The organism is Gimesia sp. (assembly GCF_048262075.1).
Lineage (GTDB): Bacteria > Planctomycetota > Planctomycetia > Planctomycetales > Planctomycetaceae > Gimesia.
The window spans coordinates 469,998-492,387 of record NZ_JBLXFK010000002.1; the positions used below are offsets into that span (position 1 = coordinate 469,998).

A 22,390-nucleotide genomic window follows, 5' to 3' on the forward strand; every position below is an offset into this window, starting at 1 on the left:
GAATCAAATTCGTCGTCAGTTCCCGCCATTTTTCGAGGTGGATACTATCGTTATCGTCAGAATAACCGCTACAAGTTCAAATTTTCCGACTGCCTGACTACGAAAGAAAAAAATCGGCAAGCCGTAATGACTTGCCGATTTCGAGATCACCGTATCACGATGACACAAAGCCGAAGCGACTCCCGTCCCCACTCAAAAGACAGAAACGCCGCCGGTAACCCTTCTGTGGGTTAAGCAGCCTTGCGGACAGGCATTTGCAGAATTTGTGGTTCGGGCTCTTCACAGGCAGACAGGAAGTTTTCGAAGACCTGCATATCCAGTGCAGAAGCGGAATGATTCTGGGGATGCCATTGCACACCAACGCAGAACCAGTCTTCATCGGGAACTTCAATGGCTTCAATCACGCCATCGGGGGCAGTTGCCGAAGCGACAAACATTTTCGATACATATTTTACAGCCATATGGTGCTGGCTGTTCACGCGAATTTCGCCGGGGCCGTACATTTTATCTACGCGGGTACCTGGTTCAATATTGATTATATGTCGCAGGTTGGCTTCCACACCATCACGATGATACATGGCACCGGGGACATCTTCCGTTACATGCTGATGCAGTGTGCCTCCACTGATGACATTCATCAGTTGCATTCCTGATCCAATTGCCAGCAAAGGCATTTTCATTTCCATTGCCATCGTACAAACACGACGATCAAAGTCTTCGCGACGTAAAGGCATGGCGCGGGAAGCAGGGTGTTTTTCAAATCCCAGTCGGATCGGATCCAGGTCTAACGCACAACCGGAAAGAATCAGGCCATCCAACTGTTCCAGAAACTGTTTCAGGTCATCGTCATCAGCCAATGGTGGCATCATGACGGGAATCCCGCCAGCGTCTGTTACAGAATCATAGTAGCCGGTAAAAAACCAGCTCAAAGCCTGTGACTCTTTTTGCTCGGGGCGAAAGTCTCCGGTAATTCCAATCAAGGGTTTTTTAGACATCGAATCCATCCTTCACTTCAGTGCACTTCCTGTGCGGTCAAAAAACAGATGGGGGATAACGGGAATTCCCCAAATTCAGCGGATTGAAGGAAGCAGCTTGCGTAGAGACTCGCATTCGAAGTGCGTTCGAGCGGATGAAAATCCCCCCTGATCGAACGAATTGAAATAGAATCCATTCTCTTTTCGCGGTCCGTTCCTTCGGTCCGTCTGCTACTGATAAAATTCAGTAACTTCAAGCAACTTGAATTAAACTTTTCAAATCACTTGAGTGAGCGGATCTTAGTACCGCCACAGCATGCTGTCTAGTGAATCGATCATTTTGAGCCAATATTCCTGTCTCACAGAGATTGCATACCACATGTTGTGCCGCGGTCCTTTTTCGCGTAACGATTCGGTAGTTCTGCCCTGACTTTTTTAAAAAATAAATCTGAAACACCTCCTGAACGCCACCTTTTCAGAAATGGAACCAGTCTGATTGCTTACACGGTTTCAACCGTTTCCGCCTGTGATTTCGGAACGGTACACAATGCCGGCAACAGCATTGCTCCCACCGTTGCCAGCAGCAGACAGGGGATGATCGCATGAAACGCCTGCTGAGGCGTCCCCAAGGCGACAAAATGGCTGGTGATCTTCGCCTGAATCATGCCACCACCACCCCAGGCCATACCCATTGTGATCGCGGACGCCATGCCGCCCCCTTTGGGAAACAGTTGATGAGAATAAGAAACCATCGCGGGACTCGTACCCCATAAAATCAGACCACTGGGAATTAATAAGAGAGTCATCAACCAGGTCGGACATCCTTCCCAGCCCAGAACCAGCATGAGCGGAATGCCCAGCAGCGGACAGACAATCATGAATAACTTCTCATGCCCGGATTTGAATCGAAATGCCATCAGTAACATCCCGGCACTGGCTGAAAACAGAAAGACAGACTGGATCAAACCAATTTGAAATGCAGAAACATTCTGGTCTTTCAGAATGAAGGAAATCAGCTTATCCATCGCCATATTTGGAACCAGCCTGAGCGAGCAAACCATAAACAGAAATATTGCCAGTGGCACACGCCCTTCCAGCATCTGCGATAGAGACTGCGCTTTTTTATTTCGATCTCGCTCAAACAAAGACGCCGGTGGTTTACCAATCCGGTACAGCAGAAGAATCAACCCGGCATAAAGAGGCGCCAGAATCCAGACACTCGACAGGCCCCAGGAAGAAACGATCGCGCCGCAGATGATCGGTCCGAGCGCCAGCCCCATGGCACCACCAAACATGAAGAGTGACAGACTCCGCGTACGTCGTTCCGGAATCAGAGAGCCTGCGACCACAGCTGCTTCCGGATGGAAGGAACCAATCCCAATCCCTCCCAGCAGCAAAGCCACACAGAGAAAAAATACACTGTTCGCCGGACCGACCAGCGGCATCATCACAGCTCCCAGTAAGGGCCCCAGCCACAAGATGGATTTGATCGGGTAACGATCACGGATGTATCCAAACACGGGCTGCGCCAGGGAAGATGCCAGCGCATGAATGGTCAGTACAATGAACAGTGAATTCTCCGTCAGAGAGTGAACCCGTTCCAGTTCCCCCCACAACGGGCCGACAACAATTGCTGAAGCATCAACAATCATATGAGTGAGTGTGAGACAAATCAGGCTACGATAAGCGTGGGACATTTTCAGGAAAGCTTCAAGGCAGGAATTCTATTCAGAAGTCAACTGGTATTCTACAGGGCTGGGTAGCAGAATGCGAATCATCAGAGCAGAACGGTTCCGCTGTTTTTAGTACATTTCCTGAATCATCCTGCAACAGCTTGTATTGTGATATTTGCGAGAACCGGCTATACCATCAGAATCATTGACTGTTCAAACCAAATCTTTATCGAGAGAATCATCGTTGCAATCTGAAATTGAGTGGACCTTTGAATCAACCAGTGAACTCGACACACAACGCCTGGGAAAAAAGCTGGCAAAATACCTGACCCCGGGAACAGTCATCGCGTTAAATGGGAACCTGGGAGCAGGCAAAACACGTCTGGTCCAGGCGATTGCCACTGCACTCGATGTTGATCCAGCTGAAGTGACCAGCCCGACCTTCGTCCTGATCCAGGAATACCAGGGACGGCTTCCCCTGTATCACTTCGATACCTATCGACTGCGGGATACCGATGAGTTTCTCGAACTGGGAGCTGACGACCTGCTTTACTCCGACGGAGTCTGCCTGATCGAATGGGCCGACAAAGTCAGGGAGGTCCTTCCCGGTGATCTGCTGCAAATCAATATTGAACACTCATCGCAAACGGCGCGCACATTTCACTTTCACGGGCAGGGACCACGTTCTCAACAGATCATCGCCCAACTGCAAACGGAATCATTTTGAATTTTGAATTCTCGACCTCTCCCCAATCTGAATCAGGAAAAGTGACATGACCGTTGAATCAGAACAAAAACTTCTCGTAACCGGAGGGACAGGCCTGGTAGGGAGTCATGTGATTCAACGGGCCCGAGAGGCGGGCATACCAACGGTCGCGCTTGTTCGCTCGCTCGATCAGGCAAAGTACCTGAAAGAATTTGATACAGAGCTGATTGAAGGGGATTTAACCGATAAAAAATCACTGCGTGATGTTCTGAATGGCATTACGATCGTCGTTCATACTGCAGCTAAAGTTGGTGACTGGGGAAGTGTCGACGATTATCGAAAAACCAACGTTGCCGGCTTACAAAATCTGCTGACAGAGCTGGAAACGCAATGCCTGATCAAGCATTTGATTCACATCAGTTCGCTGGGAGTCTACGAAGCCCGCGACCATTATGGCACTGACGAAACAGAGCCCCCCCACACAGCCGGCATAGATGGATATACACTCAGCAAAATTGAATCAGAACAACTGTTACGGCAGCATTCCATTCCCTATACCATTTTACGCCCCGGATTCATTTATGGTCCCCGCGACCGGACGGTACTGCCACGCATTCTCGAGCGATTGAAGTCGGGGCGATTCGCCTATCTGGGCAGCCCCGAAAAGTTGATGAATAACACCTATGTCGAACATCTGGTCGACGCCATATTTCTGGCGCTGTTTAATGAAGACGCTGTGAGTCAGACATACAACATCACAGATGTCTCCCTGGTCAGTAAACGTGAATTTATCTCCACGATCGCGGAACTGGCTGAGTACCAGTCACCTCAAAAAGTCGTTCCACTGCCAGTCGCCAGAAACCTGGCCCACATAATGGAAGGCCTCTGGCGATTTCTGGGAAAAAAACAGGCCCCCATTCTATCACAGGCACGCATCAAGTTTCTGGGCCTGAACCTGGATTTCAGTTCTCAAAAAGCTCAGCAGGAACTGAATTACCAGCCGCAAAAAACATTTCAACAGTCGATGAGTGCTACCATTGATTGGTTTCGAACCCATCACAAATTACCATGATTCCACTCCACTCATGAATTCTGTGTAAAATCCATGCGAATGCAGTCGAGCAGGAGATCGCGGCGATTGACCTGCCCCATGCCTGAAAGTTAGAATAGTATCCATGGATAGCACACCGTCTCAATTACCTGATCAATCTGATCTTCAACAGCAGCCCGCTCAGAAAGCCTGGTCCTGGCGGCGATATATTATCACTTCCACCATTCAGGTTACCGTCTTTCTCTTCCTGTATGTGCTATCCATCGGCCCTTTATTCTGGCAATGGTACGCATCATTCAACTCGCTGAGCTCCCCTTTCTTCGCTGCTTTCTACACACCACTCCTGTTAGCCTGTGACCTGATTCCTCCCCTGGCTGATGGAGTGAACTGGTATATCAACCTCTGGATCGGTTGAATCAAGCTACATTGCCTGGGTTTTGGTAATGAAGAATGGTACTGCAGCGATTGACTTTCACCTGCTGAAAGTGTCGAAAACTCAAGTCTGCGGTCATCAAATAATCAACATCTCAAAAACCAAAAGCGCAGAGACATTTGGTAGATTGACAAACCAGATAATCCACATACACTCATGGAATGGAACGCTGTAGTAGAATCCTCTCCAGCTTCCGCTAGTTACAAATCTCTCACAGCACAAGCTGTCTTTTGCCTGGATGGCATTCATAAAAAACGGGAGCACGGAATAATATGAGCGACCCCAGACCTTTTGCTCACCTGCATTGTCACACTCACTTCAGTATGCTGGATGGTGCCAGCCGCATCCCCGAAATGGTGAGTAAAGTCAAGGAAGCGGGCATGAATTCGCTCGCAATTACCGACCACGGCAACCTGTATGGCGCCATGGATTTCTATCAGCAGTGCCGCAGTCAGGATGTGAATCCCATTCTGGGACTGGAAGCATATATTGCCCCCCGAAGCCGATTTGAAAAAGGGGCTTCCCGGATGAAAGAAGCCAGTTTTCATCTAACACTGCTGGCACAGAACCGACAGGGGTTCGAAAACCTGATCAAACTCTCTTCCACATCCTATCTCGAAGGTTTCTATTACAAACCACGTATCGACAAGGAAATTCTCGAGGCACACAGCGAAGGTCTGATCCTGCTGACAGGCTGTGCCGCCGGTGAACTGTCGCACCGCATTCTGGGAGAAGACTGGGAAGAGGCAGAAAAATTATGCGCCTGGTATGAAAAAGTTTTTGGTGACCGGGTCTATATGGAAATCCAGAATGCAGGTCTGGAAATTCAGCGGCAGTGTCTCGAAGGAACTGTTGATCTGGCCAACAAAATGGGCTTGCCTCTGGTCGCCACAAATGATGCGCACTACGTCGATCAAAAAGATGCCGAAGCGCAGGATGTCCTGCTCTGCGTGAGTACGCGAGCCGTCGTCAGCGATGAAAAACGCATGAAAATGACTGGCGACCAGTTCTTCGTGCGAACACAGGATGAGATGTATAATGCCTTCCCCGGACTTGAAGATGCAGTCGCCCGAACGCAGGAGCTTGCGGAACGGGTCGACATTCAAATGTCGGATAAAAAGTTTTACCCCGTATTCCAGCCACCAGATAATCTGACCGACACACAATACCTGCGAAAGCTCTGTGAAGAACGCCTGCCTGTAAAATACGGCGATGAACTGACGCAGGCACACTGGGATCGACTTGATCTTGAGCTCGGCGTGATCGAACAGATGGGATACTCCAGCTACTTTCTGATCGTTTGGGATTTCGTGCAGTTTGCGGAAAATGAAGGGATTCCCTGTACGGCTCGTGGATCAGCGTGTGGCGCCATCGTCGCATTCCTGCTCGGCATGTCTCAGGTCTGCCCGCTCAAGTATGACCTGCTGTTTGAACGGTTTCTGGATCCCAGTCGAACGGAGCCGCCCGATATCGATATTGACTTCTGCCGTGACCGACGACAGTTGGTGATCGATTACACCAAGCAGAAGTATGGCGAAAAAAGTGTCGCACAGATTGGTACCTTTGGGACTTTGAAAGCCAAGGCGGCGATTCGTGATGTGGGACGCGCGCTGGGAGTCCCACTCGCACGTGTCAATGAAATCGCGAAAATGATTCCGGAATCATTGGGAATCAAATTGAAAGATGCGCTGAAAGAAAGCCCCGATCTGCAGTCTGCCTACGATCAGGATTCAGAGATCAAACGTCTGCTTGATCTGGCGATGCAGTTGGAAGGTCTCTGCCGTAGTGCAGGCACACACGCAGCCGGTGTTGTAGTGGCTGACCTGCCGCTCTCCGAAGTCGTTCCGCTGCAGTCGATTACCGGAAAGACCGACATTATCACTCAATGGGATGGTCCCACAGTCGAATCGGTGGGGCTGCTCAAAATGGACTTCCTGGGTCTGCGAAACCTGACGATTCTGGACAAAGCTGTTCAAAACGTCAAAAAACATCGCGGTATCGACATCAATCCGCATAAGCTGCCACTGGATGACAGGGAAACCTTCGAGCTGCTCCAGCGCGGAGAAACCAAAGGGATCTTCCAGCTGGAAAGTGGCGGGATGCGGGACCTGCTGACCAAGATGAAGCCAGACAAATTCGAAGATATTATTGCGACCTCCGCTCTGTATCGACCGGGCCCTCTGGAAGGGGGGATGGTGATGCAGTATGTCGATGTAAAAAATAACCGGATCCCGATTCCCAAAGTCCATCCTATCGTGGATGAAATTCTGGATGAGACCTACGGCGTGATGGTCTACCAGGAACAGGTCATGCGGATTCTAAACCGCGTGGGTGGCATTGAACTTTCTGCCGCGTACCGCTGTATTAAAGCCATCAGTAAGAAAAAACTGAAAATCATTGCTGACTTCAGGGATCAGTACCTCGAAGGCGCCGAAAAAAGTGGCGTGGATGTCAAACTGGCAACAGACCTGTTCGAAATGATCGAAAAATTCGCGGGATACGGGTTCAATAAATCACATTCGACCGCCTACGGTGGAGTCGCTTATGCGACTGCTTATCTGAAAGCGCATTACCAAAAAGAATTCATGGCGGCATTGCTCTCCTGCGGTATGGAAAGTCATGAACGAATCAACGAACACGTTGATGACTGTCGCCGGATGAAAATTGAAGTACTCCCGCCTGACATCAATCGCTCAGAGGTTGAATTCAGCGTAGAAGGTGAAATGATCCGCTTCGGTATGGGGGCAATCAAAGGGGTTGGCGAACAGGTACTGGAAGCAGTTGTCAAAGAGCGAGAAGAGAATGGACCATTTACCAGCCTGTATAACCTGTGTGAACGCGTCGATCCCAAAACACTCAATAAGAGCACGCTCGAAATTCTGATCAAAGCAGGGGCCCTCTCCAGTCTCGGCGGAAATCAGGCCCAGCTGATGCTTACGGTCGAACGTGCGGTACAAGCTTCATTGAACATTCATCGCGACCGGGCACGTGGACAAAAAAGTCTGTTTGGCGACGAACCGGTTGACGAAGAAACCGGCGCATCAGAAGAATCATCATTACCCGAGGCCGAAGACTGGCCGCGTGCTCAAAAGCTGGGTGCTGAAAAAGAAGTATTTGGTTTCTATCTCACTTCCCACCCACTTGCGGAAATGGGTACCGGACTAACCAAATATGCACAGAATCAAACCAACGAACTGGCGGAAATGGATGACCGGGTCGAAGTCATTCTGGCAGGCATGGTTTCCTCAATTAAAATGGCAGCGACGAAAAAGCCCAGTAAAAATGGGAATACCCGCTATGTGAACTTTGACCTTGAAGACCCGCACGGCCTGGTTCGCTGCATCATGTGGCCCGAACAGTTCGCATCGATGGGCGAAAAAGTCAAAATGGAAGCGATGGTCATTATCAAAGGGAAAATCGACAAACGGGGCAGGGAACCAAATGTGATTGTCGATCAGTTGCTTACCTTGAATGATGCCCGGAAACAGTTCACCGACCGCCTGGCCATCAATTTTAAACGGGGAGTGCACACGAGACAGGATATGGTCAATGTCCACGATGTACTGACACAGTTTCCAGGTCAGACTGAAGTCATTCTGGTCGTCGATTCCGTGGATCAGGAGAAACCCGACACGCAGTTACGGTATGTACTTAATCCACCGGGAAGCCTGCGTGTTTCCTGCAGCAATGAATTCGAAACACAGCTCACTGCCGTCATAGGCCAGAGCCACATACACTTTCATACACCAGTCAAGAAAAAAAATACCAATGGAAGTCTGGGCCGGTAACCCTTTTGCAGCTACGACTCTCTGCAAAGTATCAGATCTGGCATTTTTAAAGAAATCTTGGTGTTCCCTGCTGCCGAAAATAAGATATAGTTACGCTGCAATCAGCTTGTTTTGTTGTTTCAGGAATTCCATTGATGAAAAAAACAGGAATTGTAATATTGGCTTTGGCTGGACTCGCAGCCGTCTTCCTGTACCCTGCTGCCGATTCGAATCGTAGTCAATCGATACGGGCTCAGGGTCAAACTCAGAAACTGGTTTTGCAACAGATTCCTGCCCGTATCGCTCCCAAAATCAAGTCTGCAGAACCAGAAAATCAGCCTGAATCCAACATAAAATTCGCCGAACTGAATTCACAAGAGCTGCTGGCGCGTCTTGTTGGCAAGTGGGAACAGACCAAGAGTACCAGTAAGCAGATCCTGACCATCAAGGAAAATGGGACGGCTACAATGGTAATTGAACCACAGGGGATCTGGAGTACAGTCCTGGGCAAAAAAGTTACCGTCGACATCGAATGGCATTTAAATGCTGCAACGCTGACACTATTGGCTGTCGGCGGAAGTCCTGAAAACAAACTGGATTACATCAAGCAACTCTGGGGAAGTGAGTTTGTGCGCGAGATTCACTCGATCGAAGACAAAATGTTCACACTCAGGGATGTCGAGGGAGATGTCAGTCAGAAGTGGATTCGAACATCCTATTGAGTTGATTCAGAAAATCCTCAAAACAGCCCCTCTCCAAGACTGTCAGCATACTTGTACTCTCCTTCATTTCGCCTATCATAGAGCATCACTGCAGCCCAACAGCAACTGCACCCAATGACACCATTTTGAAACCTGCTCGCCTTTACTCTCGGCGGTTTCAGTAAACTTCAATGGTTTCCGGTGTGCAGCCTGGCGCTGCCTTTTAATTCCATAAAACTCGCCGGAATGCCCGGTCTACTTAAAAAAAACTCGCTCCTTCTGCACTGAAAGATATCTTTGATGAACAATCAGGTCACTTCATCTCCTTCACGCTGGCAGTCACTCGCTGATCAGGTTTTATCTGGCTACCAGATTACCCGTGAAGAAGGATTGGAAATCTTAAACTCAAGTGATGATGAATTGCTGGACCTGCTGTCTGCCACCTATCGCATCCGACAGAAATCTTTTGGCAAACAGGTACAACTCTACTACCTGAAAAATGCCAAAAGTGGTCTCTGCCCTGAAGATTGTGGCTACTGCTCGCAGGCACGTGGATCAAAGGCGGATATTCCTAAATACCGCATGCTCAATGAAGAAAAACTTCTCGAAGGTGCCAAAGCAGCGGATGAAGCGAAAGCGGGGACTTACTGTATCGTCGCCAGTGGACGTGGCCCGACCGATAAAGAAGTAGAGCACGTTGCGTCGGTCGTGGAAAAAATCAAATCCTCGTTTGATTTGCGCATCTGCTGCTGCCTGGGTCTCCTGAATGAAGATCAGGCAATACGTCTGCAACAGGCGGGCGTGAATCGTATCAATCATAACTTAAATACCAGTCGTGAATATTACGAAAAAATCTGCACGACTCACACCTATGAAGATCGCCTGCAGACACTGAAAGTGGCCCGGGAAGCCGGCATGGAACTCTGCAGTGGCCTGATTGTGGGTATGGGCGAGGTTGCCGAAGATATTGTCGATGCCACTTTTGAACTCCGCGAACTGGAAACCAAATCCATCCCGGTGAACTTCCTGAATTCCATTGATGGAACCTCACTGGAAGCGGTTGATGAACTCGACCCCCGGTATTGCCTGAAAGCACTCTGCCTGTTCCGGATGGCCCACCCTGCGACAGAAATTCGGATTGCGGGTGGACGTGAAGTCAATCTGCGCTCGATGCAGGCAATGGGACTCTACGCCGCCAACTCCATGTTTGTCAGTGATTATCTGACAACCAAAGGCCAGGCTGCGGAAGCAGACTATGAAATGATCGCCGACCTGGGATTTGAGGTGATCATTTCAGGGCATGAGATGGATGCCACCACGGGTGAACCCTCCGAACTGGCAACCCAGACGGAATCCTGCTGAGATCAGCAGGTCACCCGACAGCGTTTGAGTCCCGATTCTCAAACCCCTTACCTTGATTGAGGTTGTACAAAAAGCGGTCTCCGCTTATGATTTCGACCTCGAAATTGAATGCGCGTTCTAGAACAGATCCAGTTTAACCAAAGCATCTCTTGATCTATTATCGTCGGCCCAGAAGGCGGTGGAGAGTCTAATAGTAAACCTGGATACAGGCTAGACGTCAGATCAATTTCCCGGGAATGGAATCCATATCAACAACGTCAGGGAGTACCTGAAATGAATTCAGGCAGACTGAGAGCCAGTGATCTGTCCGGCAACCCCGAGCCTGGTCACGAGACAGCCCCCACCTTCAAGATTTTCCCCAGTACGGAAGCCGCACCCTTCGATCATCCAGAGCAGTTGCTCAAAGGGATTGCCCGCTCGCGCGATTACCTGCTGTCACTGCAACATGAAGAGGGCTTCTGGGTAGGAGAACTCGAAGGAGATTCGATTCTGGAATCCGAATACATTCTGCTGCTGACATTTCTGGGAAAGCAGAATTCAGAGGAAGCTATTCAGGCTGCTAACTACCTGATGGATACCCAGATGCCCGCTGGAGGCTGGAATATGTATCCGGAAGGCCCGATCGAAATCAGCGCTTCGGTCAAAGCTTACTTCGCGCTCAAATTGACAGGTCACTCGCCAGCAGAGGAGTACATGCAACGCGCCCGGGTTGCAATTCTGGCTGCCGGAGGAGTCGAAGCCGTCAACAGTTTTACACGCTTCTACCTGGCCTTACTCGGAGTCATTCCCTATTCCAAGTGCCCGGCTGTTCCGCCGGAGCTGATGTTGATTCCGCGCTGGATGCCTTTTAATATCTTTGAAATGTCAGCCTGGTCCCGTACAATTCTCGTTCCCTTGAGCATCCTCTGGGCATATCGCCCCTCAATTACGTTAACCGCAGAGCAGGGGATCACCGAACTGTTTACAGGCCTACCGGAAGACTATCCCAGGACGATCCCCAAGTCTGAAGCATTGGATTCTCTCTCGAAAAAAACCTGGTTCAACTGGCATGCTTTTTTTCAGGTTGTCGATCAAGGAGTCAAACTCGTTGAAAACCTGGGACTGAAACCATTTCGCAAGAAAGCCGTCACCCGGGCACACCAGTGGATGACCGAACGATTTGAAAAAAGCGATGGTCTGGGAGCTATTTTCCCCCCCATCATCTGGACTGTCATAGCATTAAAGTGCCTGGGACAGGACGAAAACAGCCCTGGAATTCAGCGTGCACTACGCGAACTGAAAAAGTTACAGATTAAGGAAGGCGATCGAATTCGCTTGCAGCCTTGCAAATCGCCGGTCTGGGATACCGCCCTCAGCACGATTGCCCTGCGGGAGGCAGGTGTCTCGAATCGCCATCCCGCCATCCGAAAATGTGTGAAATGGCTCCTCTCTCAAGAAGCCCGGCAGCCGGGAGACTGGGTTAACTCCAGCAAATCACAAACACCGGGCGGCTGGTACTTTGAATTCAATAATGAGTTCTATCCTGATGTCGACGACACGGCGATGGTAATCATGGCTCTCAGACGGTGTATGCCTAAAACGCTCAAGCAGGACCAGTGGCGGACCGATTTCCTCGTCACACCGGAATGGAACCCTTACGACGAAGAACTCGACACGGAAGCGATTGTAATAGGTCGCAGTGAATCTCGAGAACAGGCTTACGCGGACCTGGACCTGCTGGAACCCATGATCGGTGCGATTCAGCGCGGGATGCAGTGGATGCTCGGGATGCAGAATAAGGATGGCGGCTGGGGTGCCTTTGATCGAGATAATAACCGGGAACTGTTTACCCAGGTTCCCTTTGCTGATCATAACGCGATGGTTGATCCCAGTACCGCCGATTTAACTGCTCGCGTTCTGGAAGCATTTGCCGACGTGCAATTACCTCTCAGTCATCCCGCCTGTCAAAAAGCGCTGGAATATGTCTGGAGTCAGCAGGAAGATGATCACTGCTGGTACGGGCGCTGGGGTGTAAACTATCTGTATGGAACCTGGCAATCGATTGTCGGATTGATAAATATCGGTGTTCCCGCCGATGACCCTCGCATTGTTCGCGCGGTCGGCTGGTTGAAATCCCATCAACAGCCATCCGGAGGCTGGGGCGAGACCGCCGACAGTTACGCTGACCCCTCTCTGCGCGGACAGGGCGCAGCAACTCCCTCACAGACCGCCTGGGCACTGATGGGATTGATGGCGGCTGACGAAATTGACTCTGCCGCTGTACGCCGGGGAATTCATTATCTGCTCGAAACACAAAAAGCAGACGGGAACTGGAACGAAGAACCCTTCACCGGAACCGGTTTTCCCAAGGTTTTCTATCTCAAATATCACCTCTACCGGACCTACTTTCCACTGATGGCCCTGGCCCGATTTGAGCGTCTGAGACGCTGATCAGACATCGTGCCAAAAGTTGCAGAACATGGTATTCCCCCCTATGCACAGAAAGCCATGTTCGTCTTAAAAATATTTTTCTTGACAATATTTTGCAAAATAAACCCTTTAAAAAAAGAGGGTTAGAGCCAGCACACTACACACAATCACACCATTCAAAAAAATTTCTCATTTTTTTTTGAACAATATACAATGATTGCTTGTTTCCTCTTCCTGACAGGTATAAGTTTCTAGTGCATTTACAAAGTGCTCGAAGCTACCCACCTTCAAATAGTAGAAACCGACCGTTTCTCGCAGGCACCCTCTAACCCACCCGTTTTTTACTGGAGTTAAGATGAAGAGATGTTCCGGAACCCCCAAACGCGGGTTCACACTGATCGAACTACTTGTGGTAATTGCAATCATTGCGATCCTGATTGCATTACTCCTTCCCGCTGTTCAACAGGCACGTGAAGCTGCTCGACGCTCTACCTGCAAAAATAGCCTCAAGCAAATTGGCATCGCCATTCACAACTACGCTGATACTCACAGAGTATTTCCACTCGGCAATGTAAACACTGCCAGTTCTACTACTGACTACAACTGGGCCTGGTCGACATTCCTGCTGCCTTTTGTTGATCAAGCGCCGCTCTACAATACCATCAATCCCAATGGTGGATTGCTATTGCCAGTGGCGACCCAGGCTTATGGTTCTACATCAAATGCTCTGCAGACTGCGATTCCCGTCTATCGCTGCCCTTCATCTATTGTCCCCGTGGTCAACAACCTGCGTACTGACGGCTCAAATGGATACGGTGCTCTGAGCTACCCCGCTGTTTCAGGACATATTTCTGATCTGACAGGTACCCCGGTAAATACCTACCAGTATAAAGGTTCCTTCTACCCCCGAAGCAGTGTTCGTTTCCGTGATTTCACAGATGGAACATCCAACACGATTCTGGTCGGTGAGCGTGCCTTCCAGCAGACGGGTAGCACAATTACACAGCCTTCTGCAGCCATCTGGGCTGGTGGACGTACCAATTCAGCAGGTACTGCTGGCATTACCAGCACTGTCGGTGGTTTGGAACAAGACACAACAGGTGTTGTTTCACAAGCGACAAACATCAATCAGAAAACAAGCGGTTCTGCTCCTCATCGTGGTTTCGGCAGTCAGCACGTAGGTGGATGCCACTTCCTGCTGGGTGATGGTACCGTCCGATTCATCAGCGAGAACATCAATTCATCTGACTATAACTCCACAGCAGGCGCAGCTGCCATGGGTACCTATCAGAAACTCGCCATCATCAATGATGGTCAGGTTCTGGGTGAATTCTAAAGTCAGTTGATTGACCAAAACGGTTTCTGTGGTTATTCAACAGAACTGAGATTTGCTAAACAGGCAGCCACTTTACTTCAAAACAGTAGAGTGGGCTGCCTGTTTTTTTATGCGCTAAAAACTCTGACGCTCCGGGGAAATTTGTCAAATATCCCTCCCCGGTAAAATTCTTATTGCACATTTTGTGAATTTCAGATATGGTCCTCCGTTGGCTCTCCAACTTATGATCTACTTCCAGCGCTGCTCGAGTCAGAAGTAACTTCCTTCGGTGTTTCGGACATGAAGCCGTTTTGGATCCGACTCTGAAGTATGGTATCTCAATGATCGCGAAATTTATTTCGCACATTGAACTTTCCCATGGAAGGGCGCATATGCAAAGAGTGCAACGTTACCAGTTCTGGCTTGAACTTCCAGCCGCTTGTCTCAACCGGCTCTTTCACAACAGACTTGTGAATCGCACTCTTTCTCTCTCTTCTTACTGCTTCCTGTTTCTGCTCATTTCCAGCCAGACATTTCTCTATGCCAATGATCTGGAAGAGTGTGAACAGCTCCTGAATTCCGGACAGTATCAGGCCTGCATAGCGAAAACAGAAGCTGCGATCCTGAAAAAAACATATGGCTCCGAATGGCCGCTGTTAAAGGTAAAAGCAGAACTGGCCGTCGGTCAATACGCAGAAGCGAAACAGACCATAGAGGCAGGGCTCAAACGTTATTCCTGGAGTCTCCCGCTTCGTCTGAAAGCCTATGAGATTTACCAGCTCAATAATGAACATGCAGCAGCCATAGAATTCCTCAGCAGTATTCCCGAACTGGCCAGTCGCTCTGCGTGGCGCTACACAGATGCCAGCAGTCTGATCGCACTTGGACAGGCCTCCCTCCTGAAAAAAGCTGATCCCGCGCTCGTACTGGAATCCTTTTACGACCGTGCCATCAGTGAATACCCTGATCATAAAGACGCATACCTTGCCAGTGGCAAGCTGGCATTAGACAAACATGACTTTATTCTGGCACAGGAAACCTTCGAAGCTGCCACGAAAAGAATTCCCGAGGATGCCGACCTGCTGTTCGGCCTGGCAAAATCTCTGCAATCCGGCAACCCCGGGCGCGCTGACAAACTCATATCACAAGTATTGAATATTAACCCTCGGTATATCCCGGCCCACCTGGAGCACATCTATCGCTGCATCCATTCCGAGCAGTACTCCGAAGCCATACAACGTCTGGATGCGGTACTCGATATCAATCCTCATCAGGCGGAAGCCTGGTCCTGCCTGGCGGTCATCGCACACTTTGAGCATCGACCATTTGATGAAGCAGCTTATTACTGGCAGGCACTCAGTCACCACAACCAGAATCCGAAAGTAGACTACCAGATTGGAAAAGCACTTTCCGAACACTATCGTTTTTCCGAAGGAGCCACCTACCAGCGCCAGGCACTCGAAAAAGACTCTCTGTTCATTCCAGCCCGCATCCAACTGGCTCAGGATGAACTGAGACTCGGGCTCGAAGTGAGCGGCTGGAAAAACGCCTTACTGGCTCACCAGCAGGATGGATACGACACAACCACATTCAATCTACTCGAACTGAAAGATCAGCTGGCCAGCTTCAAAACCCTGGAAGATGAGACTTTCATCGTCCGGATGGAAGCCCGTGAAGCAGATGTGTACGGCCGGGAAGTTCTGAAACTGCTACAAGAAGCGAAACAGGTTCTGTGCAAAAAATATGGCCTGAAACTCGATCAGAAAATCACGGTAGAAATATTCCCTGATCCGGATGACTTCGCTGTCCGCACATTCGGAATGCCTGCGGTCTCTGGTTACCTGGGTGTGTGCTTTGGAAAAGTCATTACTGCGAACAGCCCGGCTTCTCAGGCGGAGCACCCCACGAACTGGCAGTCCGTTTTATGGCATGAATTCTGTCATGTAGTCACGTTGGAACTCACAAAAAATAAAATGCCCCGCTGGATCAGTGAAGGGCTTTCCGTTTACGAAGAACGCCAGAAAAATCCCCGGTGGGGAGAAACCATGGTCCCACAGTATCGGGACATGATCCTGAAAGGGGATACAACACCCATCAGTGAACTGAGCAGTGCCTTCCTGAATCCCAAAAGCAGTCTGCACATTCAGTTTGCCTACTATCAATCATCCATGGTCGTGGAATACCTGATCAATGAATTCGGGTTTGATGCAATGAAGTCTATCCTGAGCGATCTGCGTGCTGGGATCCCGGTGAATGTCGCCATCGAACGCCGCACTAAAATACTGGGAGAACTGGAACAGGATTTCTCTATGTACCTGAAAGCAGAGGCTGAGAATTTCGCGCCTTCAGTCGACTGGTCGGAGCAGGATCTGACTGCGCTTACCAGCGATGATACCAAGCGATTTGATGACTGGATTGACAAACATCCGCATCACTTCCAGGGACTGATGGCTTACTCTCAGATGCTGGAAGAAGAAAATCGAACCGTAGAACTGGAATCCATCCTCAAAAAACTGGTCGAACTGTATCCTGAATACACAGGCGCCGATAACGCCTGCCTGCGCCTGGCAGAACTTTATCAAAAGCAGAAGCGCTTCGAGCTGGAACAAACGTATCTGGAACAGCATGCGAAGTGGAACCCGAACGCGCTATCAGTCTTTCAGCGTCTGGCAGTTCTCTACCAGCAGCAGGAAAACTGGGAAGCCGTTTACCAGGTCTGCCGAGATGCAAACGCCATTAATCCACTCGACCAGGAAACACAGCAGCGACTGGCAAACGCCTGTATTCATTTAAAACACCAACCAGAAGCGGTCGCCGCATATCAGGCGATTCTCGCGTTGAAACCACACAACCCTGCAGAAACTCACTATCAGCTCGCCCGTTTGCTACAGGATACACACAGACAGAAAGCGAAACGACACACACTCATCGCGCTCGAACAGGCCCCTCGATTCAGGGCCGCACACCAACTACTGCTCGAATTAACTGCATACACACCTTAATGTCTTACACAGGTTGATGTAGGAACTGAAAGGGCTCAGGAGGAGCCTGCCATGAAGCGAACGTTAATTTCCCTGGCAGCCATTTGCGTAGCACTACTCGCCGTTACAATCTGCATCGGACAGTATCGTAAAGGAATTCCCGCTGACCGTGGCGGAGTGCCCGAGTGGAAAAATGATCCGAAATTCAGGCACGACGTCTTCACCTTCGTCAGGGTCCGCTTTAACTCCCATCAGGGCTGGCGCCGTTGGGCCACCGATTACCCTGACAGTGATTTAAACTTTTCATATCGTCTGCAGCAGCTCACCTCCCTGAAAGTCGATCCAGAAGGTCGCGTTCTCGAATTGACCGATAAAGAGCTGTTTGACTTCCCGTTCATATACATGATCGAACCTGGCTCTCTGGAATTCACCGAAGAAGAAGTCGCCTGCCTGCGACGCTACCTGATGAATGGCGGATTCATGATGGTGGATGATTTCTGGGGAGAAGCAGAGTGGGATAACTTCGCGATGGAAATGAAACGTGTCTTCCCGGAACGTGAACTGGTCGACATTCCGCTGGAACATCCCATTTTTCATTGTGTTTACGATCTGAAAGAAAAGCCTCAGGTACCCAGCATCGGGGTCGCGCAGTGGGGGCGTTCCGAAGGCATCACCTGGGAACGGGAAGATGCAAAGGAAGTCCATTACCGCGGGATTTTTGATGATCAAGGGCGACTGATCGTCGTCGTCTGTCACAATACCGATCTGGGTGATGGCTGGGAGCGCGAAGGGGAAGACAAATGGTACTTTCAGGAGTTTTCCGAGAAGAAAGCGTACCCACTGGGAATTAATATTGTTTTTTATGCCATGACACACTGAACTCAGCGCCCACGATTATTTAGTTCTTCTATCAGGAGCAGAAACGTGAACCTTAAAGTTGTCTCACCCGATAGCCGCAGTGAAGATGAACGTATTTTTGAACTGCTGCAAAATAGCCGTCGGCAGATCGATGCGGAAATCTCAAAAGCAGTCATCGGCCAGAAAGAAATCATTGATCAGCTCCTGATTGCCTTGTTTGCCGGCGGACACTGCCTGATTACCGGTGCTCCCGGACTGGCTAAAACACTCCTGGTCAATTCCCTGGCGCAAGTCTTTAAATTGAAGTCACAACGAATCCAATTTACTCCGGATCTGATGCCCGCTGATATTACGGGAACGGAAATTCTCGCAGGAGAATCCCAGGAAGCCCGGGCCATGAAATTTGTCAAAGGGCCTGTTTTTACAAACATCCTGCTTGCCGATGAAATCAACCGCACTCCTCCCAAGACTCAAGCCGCGCTGCTGGAAGCCATGCAGGAAAAGCAGGTCACCGTAACCGGGATCAAGTACGAGCTGGATAAACCGTTTTTCGTGCTGGCAACACAAAATCCGATTGAGATGGAAGGCACCTACCCACTGCCCGAAGCACAGCTGGACCGCTTTATGTTCAATCTCGTGATTGATTACCTTTCGGAAGACGATGAAGTTGCTGTGGTAACCCAGACCACAGCCCGCAATGCCGAGCCTATCCAGCCACTATTTACGGGCAATGATATCCAGCAGTTTCACCAGTTTGTCCGTGAAGTCCCCGTTGCAGAAGAACTCGTACGCTACGCGGTTCAACTCTGTGCCGCATCGCGGCCCAGGCAGGAAACGACGCCTGATTTTATCAACGAATGGGTCAACTGGGGCGCCGGTCTGCGTGCCGCACAAAGCCTGATTCTGGGTGCCAAAGCCCGGGCAGTACTCAGGGGACGCGTGCACGTCATCCTGGAGGATATCCAGGCATTACTGGCGCCGGTGCTCCGTCATCGCATCCTGATCAACTACCGTGCCGAAGCCGAGGGCATTACGGTTGAATCGGTCGTACAACAACTGATTGAAACAATTAAAAGGCCCGTTGAAGCATGAGCAGACTTCCTCTCCAACAGACATCTCGAACCAGTCAGAGCCAGAAGCTGATCTCACAACGGATTGACCCGGCCTGCCTGATGCGAATTAAATCGCTGGAACTGCGGGCCAAATCAGTCGTCGAGGGAACCTGGAAAGGCCTGCATCGCAGTCCCTACCACGGATTTTCAGTCGAATTCACGGAATACCGGGAATATACGGCCGGCGATGATCCCCGCCATATTGACTGGAAACTGGCTGCCCGCTCTAACCAGCATTTTATCAAGCGGTTTGAAGAAGAGACCAATCTCTGCTGTCACATGCTGCTCGATCTAAGCTCGTCCATGCAGTTCGACAGCCTGGGATACTCCAAATCTGATTATGCGAAAACACTCGTGGCAACATTCGCCTACTTCCTGTCGACGCAACGCGATGCCAGCGGATTGATCATTTTCCACGAGCAAGTTGATTCCATCGTGCCCGCACGGTTTACACGCGGACAGCTTAGACGCATCCTCATCGAACTGGAACGCCCTCCTCAAGGCACACATACAAATCTGGTCTCCCCGCTCAAACATGCTGTGGAAACCATCAAAAAACGAGGGCTGGTTGTGTTGATTTCCGACCTGATGACTTCTGTGGATGAGCTGAATACCCAGCTGGGATACTTACGGGCAAAAGGGCAGGAAGTCGCTCTGTTTCAGATACTCGACCCAGCGGAGGTTCATTTGGATTTTCACGAAACCGCAATTTTTGAAGACCTGGAAACGGGAGAACGCATTTCACTCAATCCCAAAGCTGCCCAGGCAGATTATCTGAAACAGTTCAAAGCACACCAGGACTCCATCCAGACAATTTGCCAGAAACAGGGTGTGCATTATCATAAATTAACCACGGATACGCCCCTCGAAGTGGGACTATCCGATTTTCTGACCGATCGCGCCGCCTGAAAACGAATCAACGAGGGAAGGAAACAAGTTGAGTTTTTTAACGCCTCTCTATTTAGCTGGAATCATCGCAGTGGGACTTCCCATCCTGCTGCATCTGGTCAGACACCAGCCTAAGAACGTGCTATTCTTCAGCTCCCTCCGCTTTCTCGAACACAAACCGCCCCAGACCAATCGCAGGAATAAGGTGGAGCACTGGCTGCTGCTCTCACTACGCGCGCTGGCAGTCACCCTGCTGGTGACCGCATTTGCGCGTCCCTTTTTCAAGAACACTGATCTGGAGCTGATTACAGCTGAACCGGTGAAACAGACCATCCTGCTGCTTGATACAAGCTCCAGCATGCGCAGAGATTCGCTCTGGGATCAGGCGATTCAGACAGCAGAACAGATTGTCGAAACGAGCGCGCAGAACCAGATTTCCATTTATACCTTTGATTCCAGCCTGCATCCGGTTAAACCACTGCAAAATTTGCTCCAGAGTTCACAGCTCCCATTAACAGAACAGGTCCGGGAACGACTTCGAACTCTTTCACCAGGCTGGCATGCGACTGACCTGGGACAGGCATTGACTGAAATGGCGGCACTCCTGCAACAGCAGGCAATCTCAGATCCAACTGGAACTTCATTGCAAAACTGCACGATTGAACTGATCACCGATTTTCAAGAGGGATCGCAGATTAACTCCTTAGTGGAATTCTCCTGGCCCGAATCATTGCATGTTCGTCTGCATCCGATCCAGGCAACACAAACCAGTAACGCGGGTCTGCAACTTCTCGCTCTGGAGAATAATCAGCCTACTGTGCGAATTCTGAACGCATCAGACTCAAAGCAGGAACAGTTCTCCGTTGCCTATGAATGGCATCCGGGTGAACCTGAACACGCTCAACAGATTTATGTACCGCGTGGGCAATCGTGTGTCCTGCGACTGCCGGTACTGGAAACCGGTCACCCCACGCCTCTGATCAAACTGAGCGGAGATGATCATCCCTTTGACAACACGCTGCATTTTCAACTACCCAAAAAAGAAAACCGAACCATCGTCCATTATGGCATCCCAGCAGATCATTCGATTCAATCTCCAGACTACTTCGTGAAACGAGCATTCCCATCCACGCCAGAACGAAAAATCGAATTCCTGACCGTGGGCCCTGATTCTCCCCAGGTCCTTGTGGGCACGGCGAACATGGACCTGATGATTCTCAGCCGCGAGCTCTCTTCGCATGAAATCCAACTGGTTGACGAATTCCTGCAACAGGGGGGCGTGGCACTTTTATCTTTGAACGATCAACTGTCTGCAAACTCTCTGAAGGCACTATTGTCACAAACACACGACTCAGATGCAGAAATTCAAATCGAATCGGCTGAAGTAAATGGCTATGCCTTGCTGACCAACATTGATTTTGAACACAAGCTGTTCCAGATGTTTCAAGCCCCGGAATTTTCTGACTTCACGAACCTGAAATTCTGGAACTATCAGAAACTCTCACTTCCAGACAATCTGTCCCCTCAGATCCTCGCACGATTTGATCACAAAGATCCTGCCATCGTCAGTATACCTCGCGGGGCAGGACGGTTAATCGTTTCCACTTTTGGCTGGACGCCACGAGAAAGTCAATTTGCGCTTTCAACCAAGTTTGTTCCCATCATGAATGCGATCTTAAATCTAAAAACTGAGTTCAATGCATCTCGATCTCAGTTGTTAGTCGGCCAGAAAGTCAAATTACCCGAACCAGTTCAGGCTGTTCACATCAGTACTCCTTCTCAATCCAAAATCCAACTTGCTGCCGGCCAGCAGGATTTTTCTGAAACCGTTCAACCAGGCCTGTATCAGATTAACCCCGAAAATCAGTCAGAGGCGGCACATCAATTTGCCGTCAATCTGGATATCAACGAAAGTAAAACGGCTCCATTGCCAGTAGAACAACTGGAAGCACTGGGTGTCAAACTGATTCAGGCGAATGAACCGATAGTCGATCAAATGAAATCAGCCGACCTTCAACGCCAGGCTCTGGTTCGAGAACTGGAACAAAAACAGAAACTCTGGCGCTGGTTGATTCTCGGGGCTCTCGCGCTGCTGGGCCTGGAAACACTGCTGGCAAAATGGTTTGCCGACAAAACTTCTGCGACACGAAAGGCGTAAGC

General features: G+C 49.9%; 15 protein-coding genes. 13 read left to right on the forward strand and 2 right to left on the reverse strand.

Going from position 1 to position 22,390, the window contains the following annotated elements; translation table 11 throughout:
• Positions 1-230: 230 nt before the first annotated feature.
• Together ACN0YH_RS05525 and ACN0YH_RS05530 are read right to left on the reverse strand one after the other, a co-directional pair.
• A complete protein-coding gene (locus ACN0YH_RS05525; RefSeq protein WP_417378561.1) occupies positions 231-995 on the reverse strand; it encodes a gamma-glutamyl-gamma-aminobutyrate hydrolase family protein in 765 nt (254 codons plus the stop codon).
• Between the two features lie 479 nt (positions 996-1,474).
• Positions 1,475-2,671 carry an MFS transporter gene (locus tag ACN0YH_RS05530; RefSeq protein WP_417378562.1) on the reverse strand — a complete coding sequence of 399 codons (1,197 nt, stop codon included), beginning with the start codon at positions 2,669-2,671 and terminating at the stop codon, positions 1,475-1,477.
• 220 nt (positions 2,672-2,891) lie between these two features.
• On the opposite strand from ACN0YH_RS05530, the gene tsaE reads away from it, so the two are divergent.
• From tsaE to ACN0YH_RS05595, 13 genes are all read left to right on the forward strand, one after another.
• On the forward strand, positions 2,892-3,374 hold the full coding sequence (gene tsaE / locus ACN0YH_RS05535; protein WP_417378563.1) for a tRNA (adenosine(37)-N6)-threonylcarbamoyltransferase complex ATPase subunit type 1 TsaE: 483 nt from the start codon (positions 2,892-2,894) through the stop codon (positions 3,372-3,374).
• Between the two features lie 46 nt (positions 3,375-3,420).
• Positions 3,421-4,425, forward strand: coding sequence for an NAD-dependent epimerase/dehydratase family protein (locus ACN0YH_RS05540; RefSeq protein ID WP_417378564.1), 1,005 nt, complete (start codon positions 3,421-3,423; stop codon positions 4,423-4,425).
• 103 nt (positions 4,426-4,528) lie between these two features.
• Entirely contained in the window at positions 4,529-4,819 is a 291-nt protein-coding gene (locus tag ACN0YH_RS05545) for a hypothetical protein (RefSeq protein WP_417378565.1), read from the forward strand.
• A 290-nt stretch (positions 4,820-5,109) separates the two neighbouring features.
• Positions 5,110-8,625 carry a DNA polymerase III subunit alpha gene (gene dnaE / locus ACN0YH_RS05550; RefSeq protein ID WP_417378566.1) on the forward strand — a complete coding sequence of 1,172 codons (3,516 nt, stop codon included), beginning with the start codon at positions 5,110-5,112 and terminating at the stop codon, positions 8,623-8,625.
• Between the two features lie 134 nt (positions 8,626-8,759).
• On the forward strand, positions 8,760-9,326 hold the full coding sequence (locus tag ACN0YH_RS05555) for a hypothetical protein (RefSeq protein WP_417378567.1): 567 nt from the start codon (positions 8,760-8,762) through the stop codon (positions 9,324-9,326).
• Between the two features lie 279 nt (positions 9,327-9,605).
• Positions 9,606-10,667 (forward strand): biotin synthase BioB, encoded by a 1,062-nt coding sequence (gene bioB, locus ACN0YH_RS05560; RefSeq protein WP_417378568.1) that lies wholly within the window; start codon positions 9,606-9,608, stop codon positions 10,665-10,667.
• A gap of 273 nt (positions 10,668-10,940) precedes the next feature.
• Complete coding sequence (locus ACN0YH_RS05565) at positions 10,941-13,097, forward strand: prenyltransferase/squalene oxidase repeat-containing protein (protein ID WP_417378569.1); 2,157 nt, start codon at positions 10,941-10,943, stop codon at positions 13,095-13,097.
• A gap of 334 nt (positions 13,098-13,431) precedes the next feature.
• Positions 13,432-14,412 (forward strand): DUF1559 domain-containing protein, encoded by a 981-nt coding sequence (locus tag ACN0YH_RS05570; RefSeq protein ID WP_417378570.1) that lies wholly within the window; start codon positions 13,432-13,434, stop codon positions 14,410-14,412.
• A gap of 371 nt (positions 14,413-14,783) precedes the next feature.
• Positions 14,784-17,393, forward strand: a complete 2,610-nt coding sequence (locus ACN0YH_RS05575; protein WP_417378571.1) for a peptidase MA family metallohydrolase — start codon at positions 14,784-14,786, stop codon at positions 17,391-17,393.
• A gap of 51 nt (positions 17,394-17,444) precedes the next feature.
• Positions 17,445-18,251 carry a DUF4159 domain-containing protein gene (locus tag ACN0YH_RS05580; RefSeq protein WP_417378572.1) on the forward strand — a complete coding sequence of 269 codons (807 nt, stop codon included), beginning with the start codon at positions 17,445-17,447 and terminating at the stop codon, positions 18,249-18,251.
• Positions 18,252-18,296: 45 nt separating this feature from the next.
• Entirely contained in the window at positions 18,297-19,322 is a 1,026-nt protein-coding gene (locus ACN0YH_RS05585; RefSeq protein WP_417378573.1) for an AAA family ATPase, read from the forward strand.
• Complete coding sequence (locus ACN0YH_RS05590) at positions 19,319-20,251, forward strand: DUF58 domain-containing protein (protein WP_417378574.1); 933 nt, start codon at positions 19,319-19,321, stop codon at positions 20,249-20,251. Before ACN0YH_RS05585 ends, ACN0YH_RS05590 begins: the two co-directional genes overlap by 4 nt.
• Positions 20,252-20,279: 28 nt before the next feature.
• Complete coding sequence (locus ACN0YH_RS05595; protein ID WP_417378575.1) at positions 20,280-22,388, forward strand: BatA domain-containing protein; 2,109 nt, start codon at positions 20,280-20,282, stop codon at positions 22,386-22,388.
• Positions 22,389-22,390: the final 2 nt, after the last annotated feature.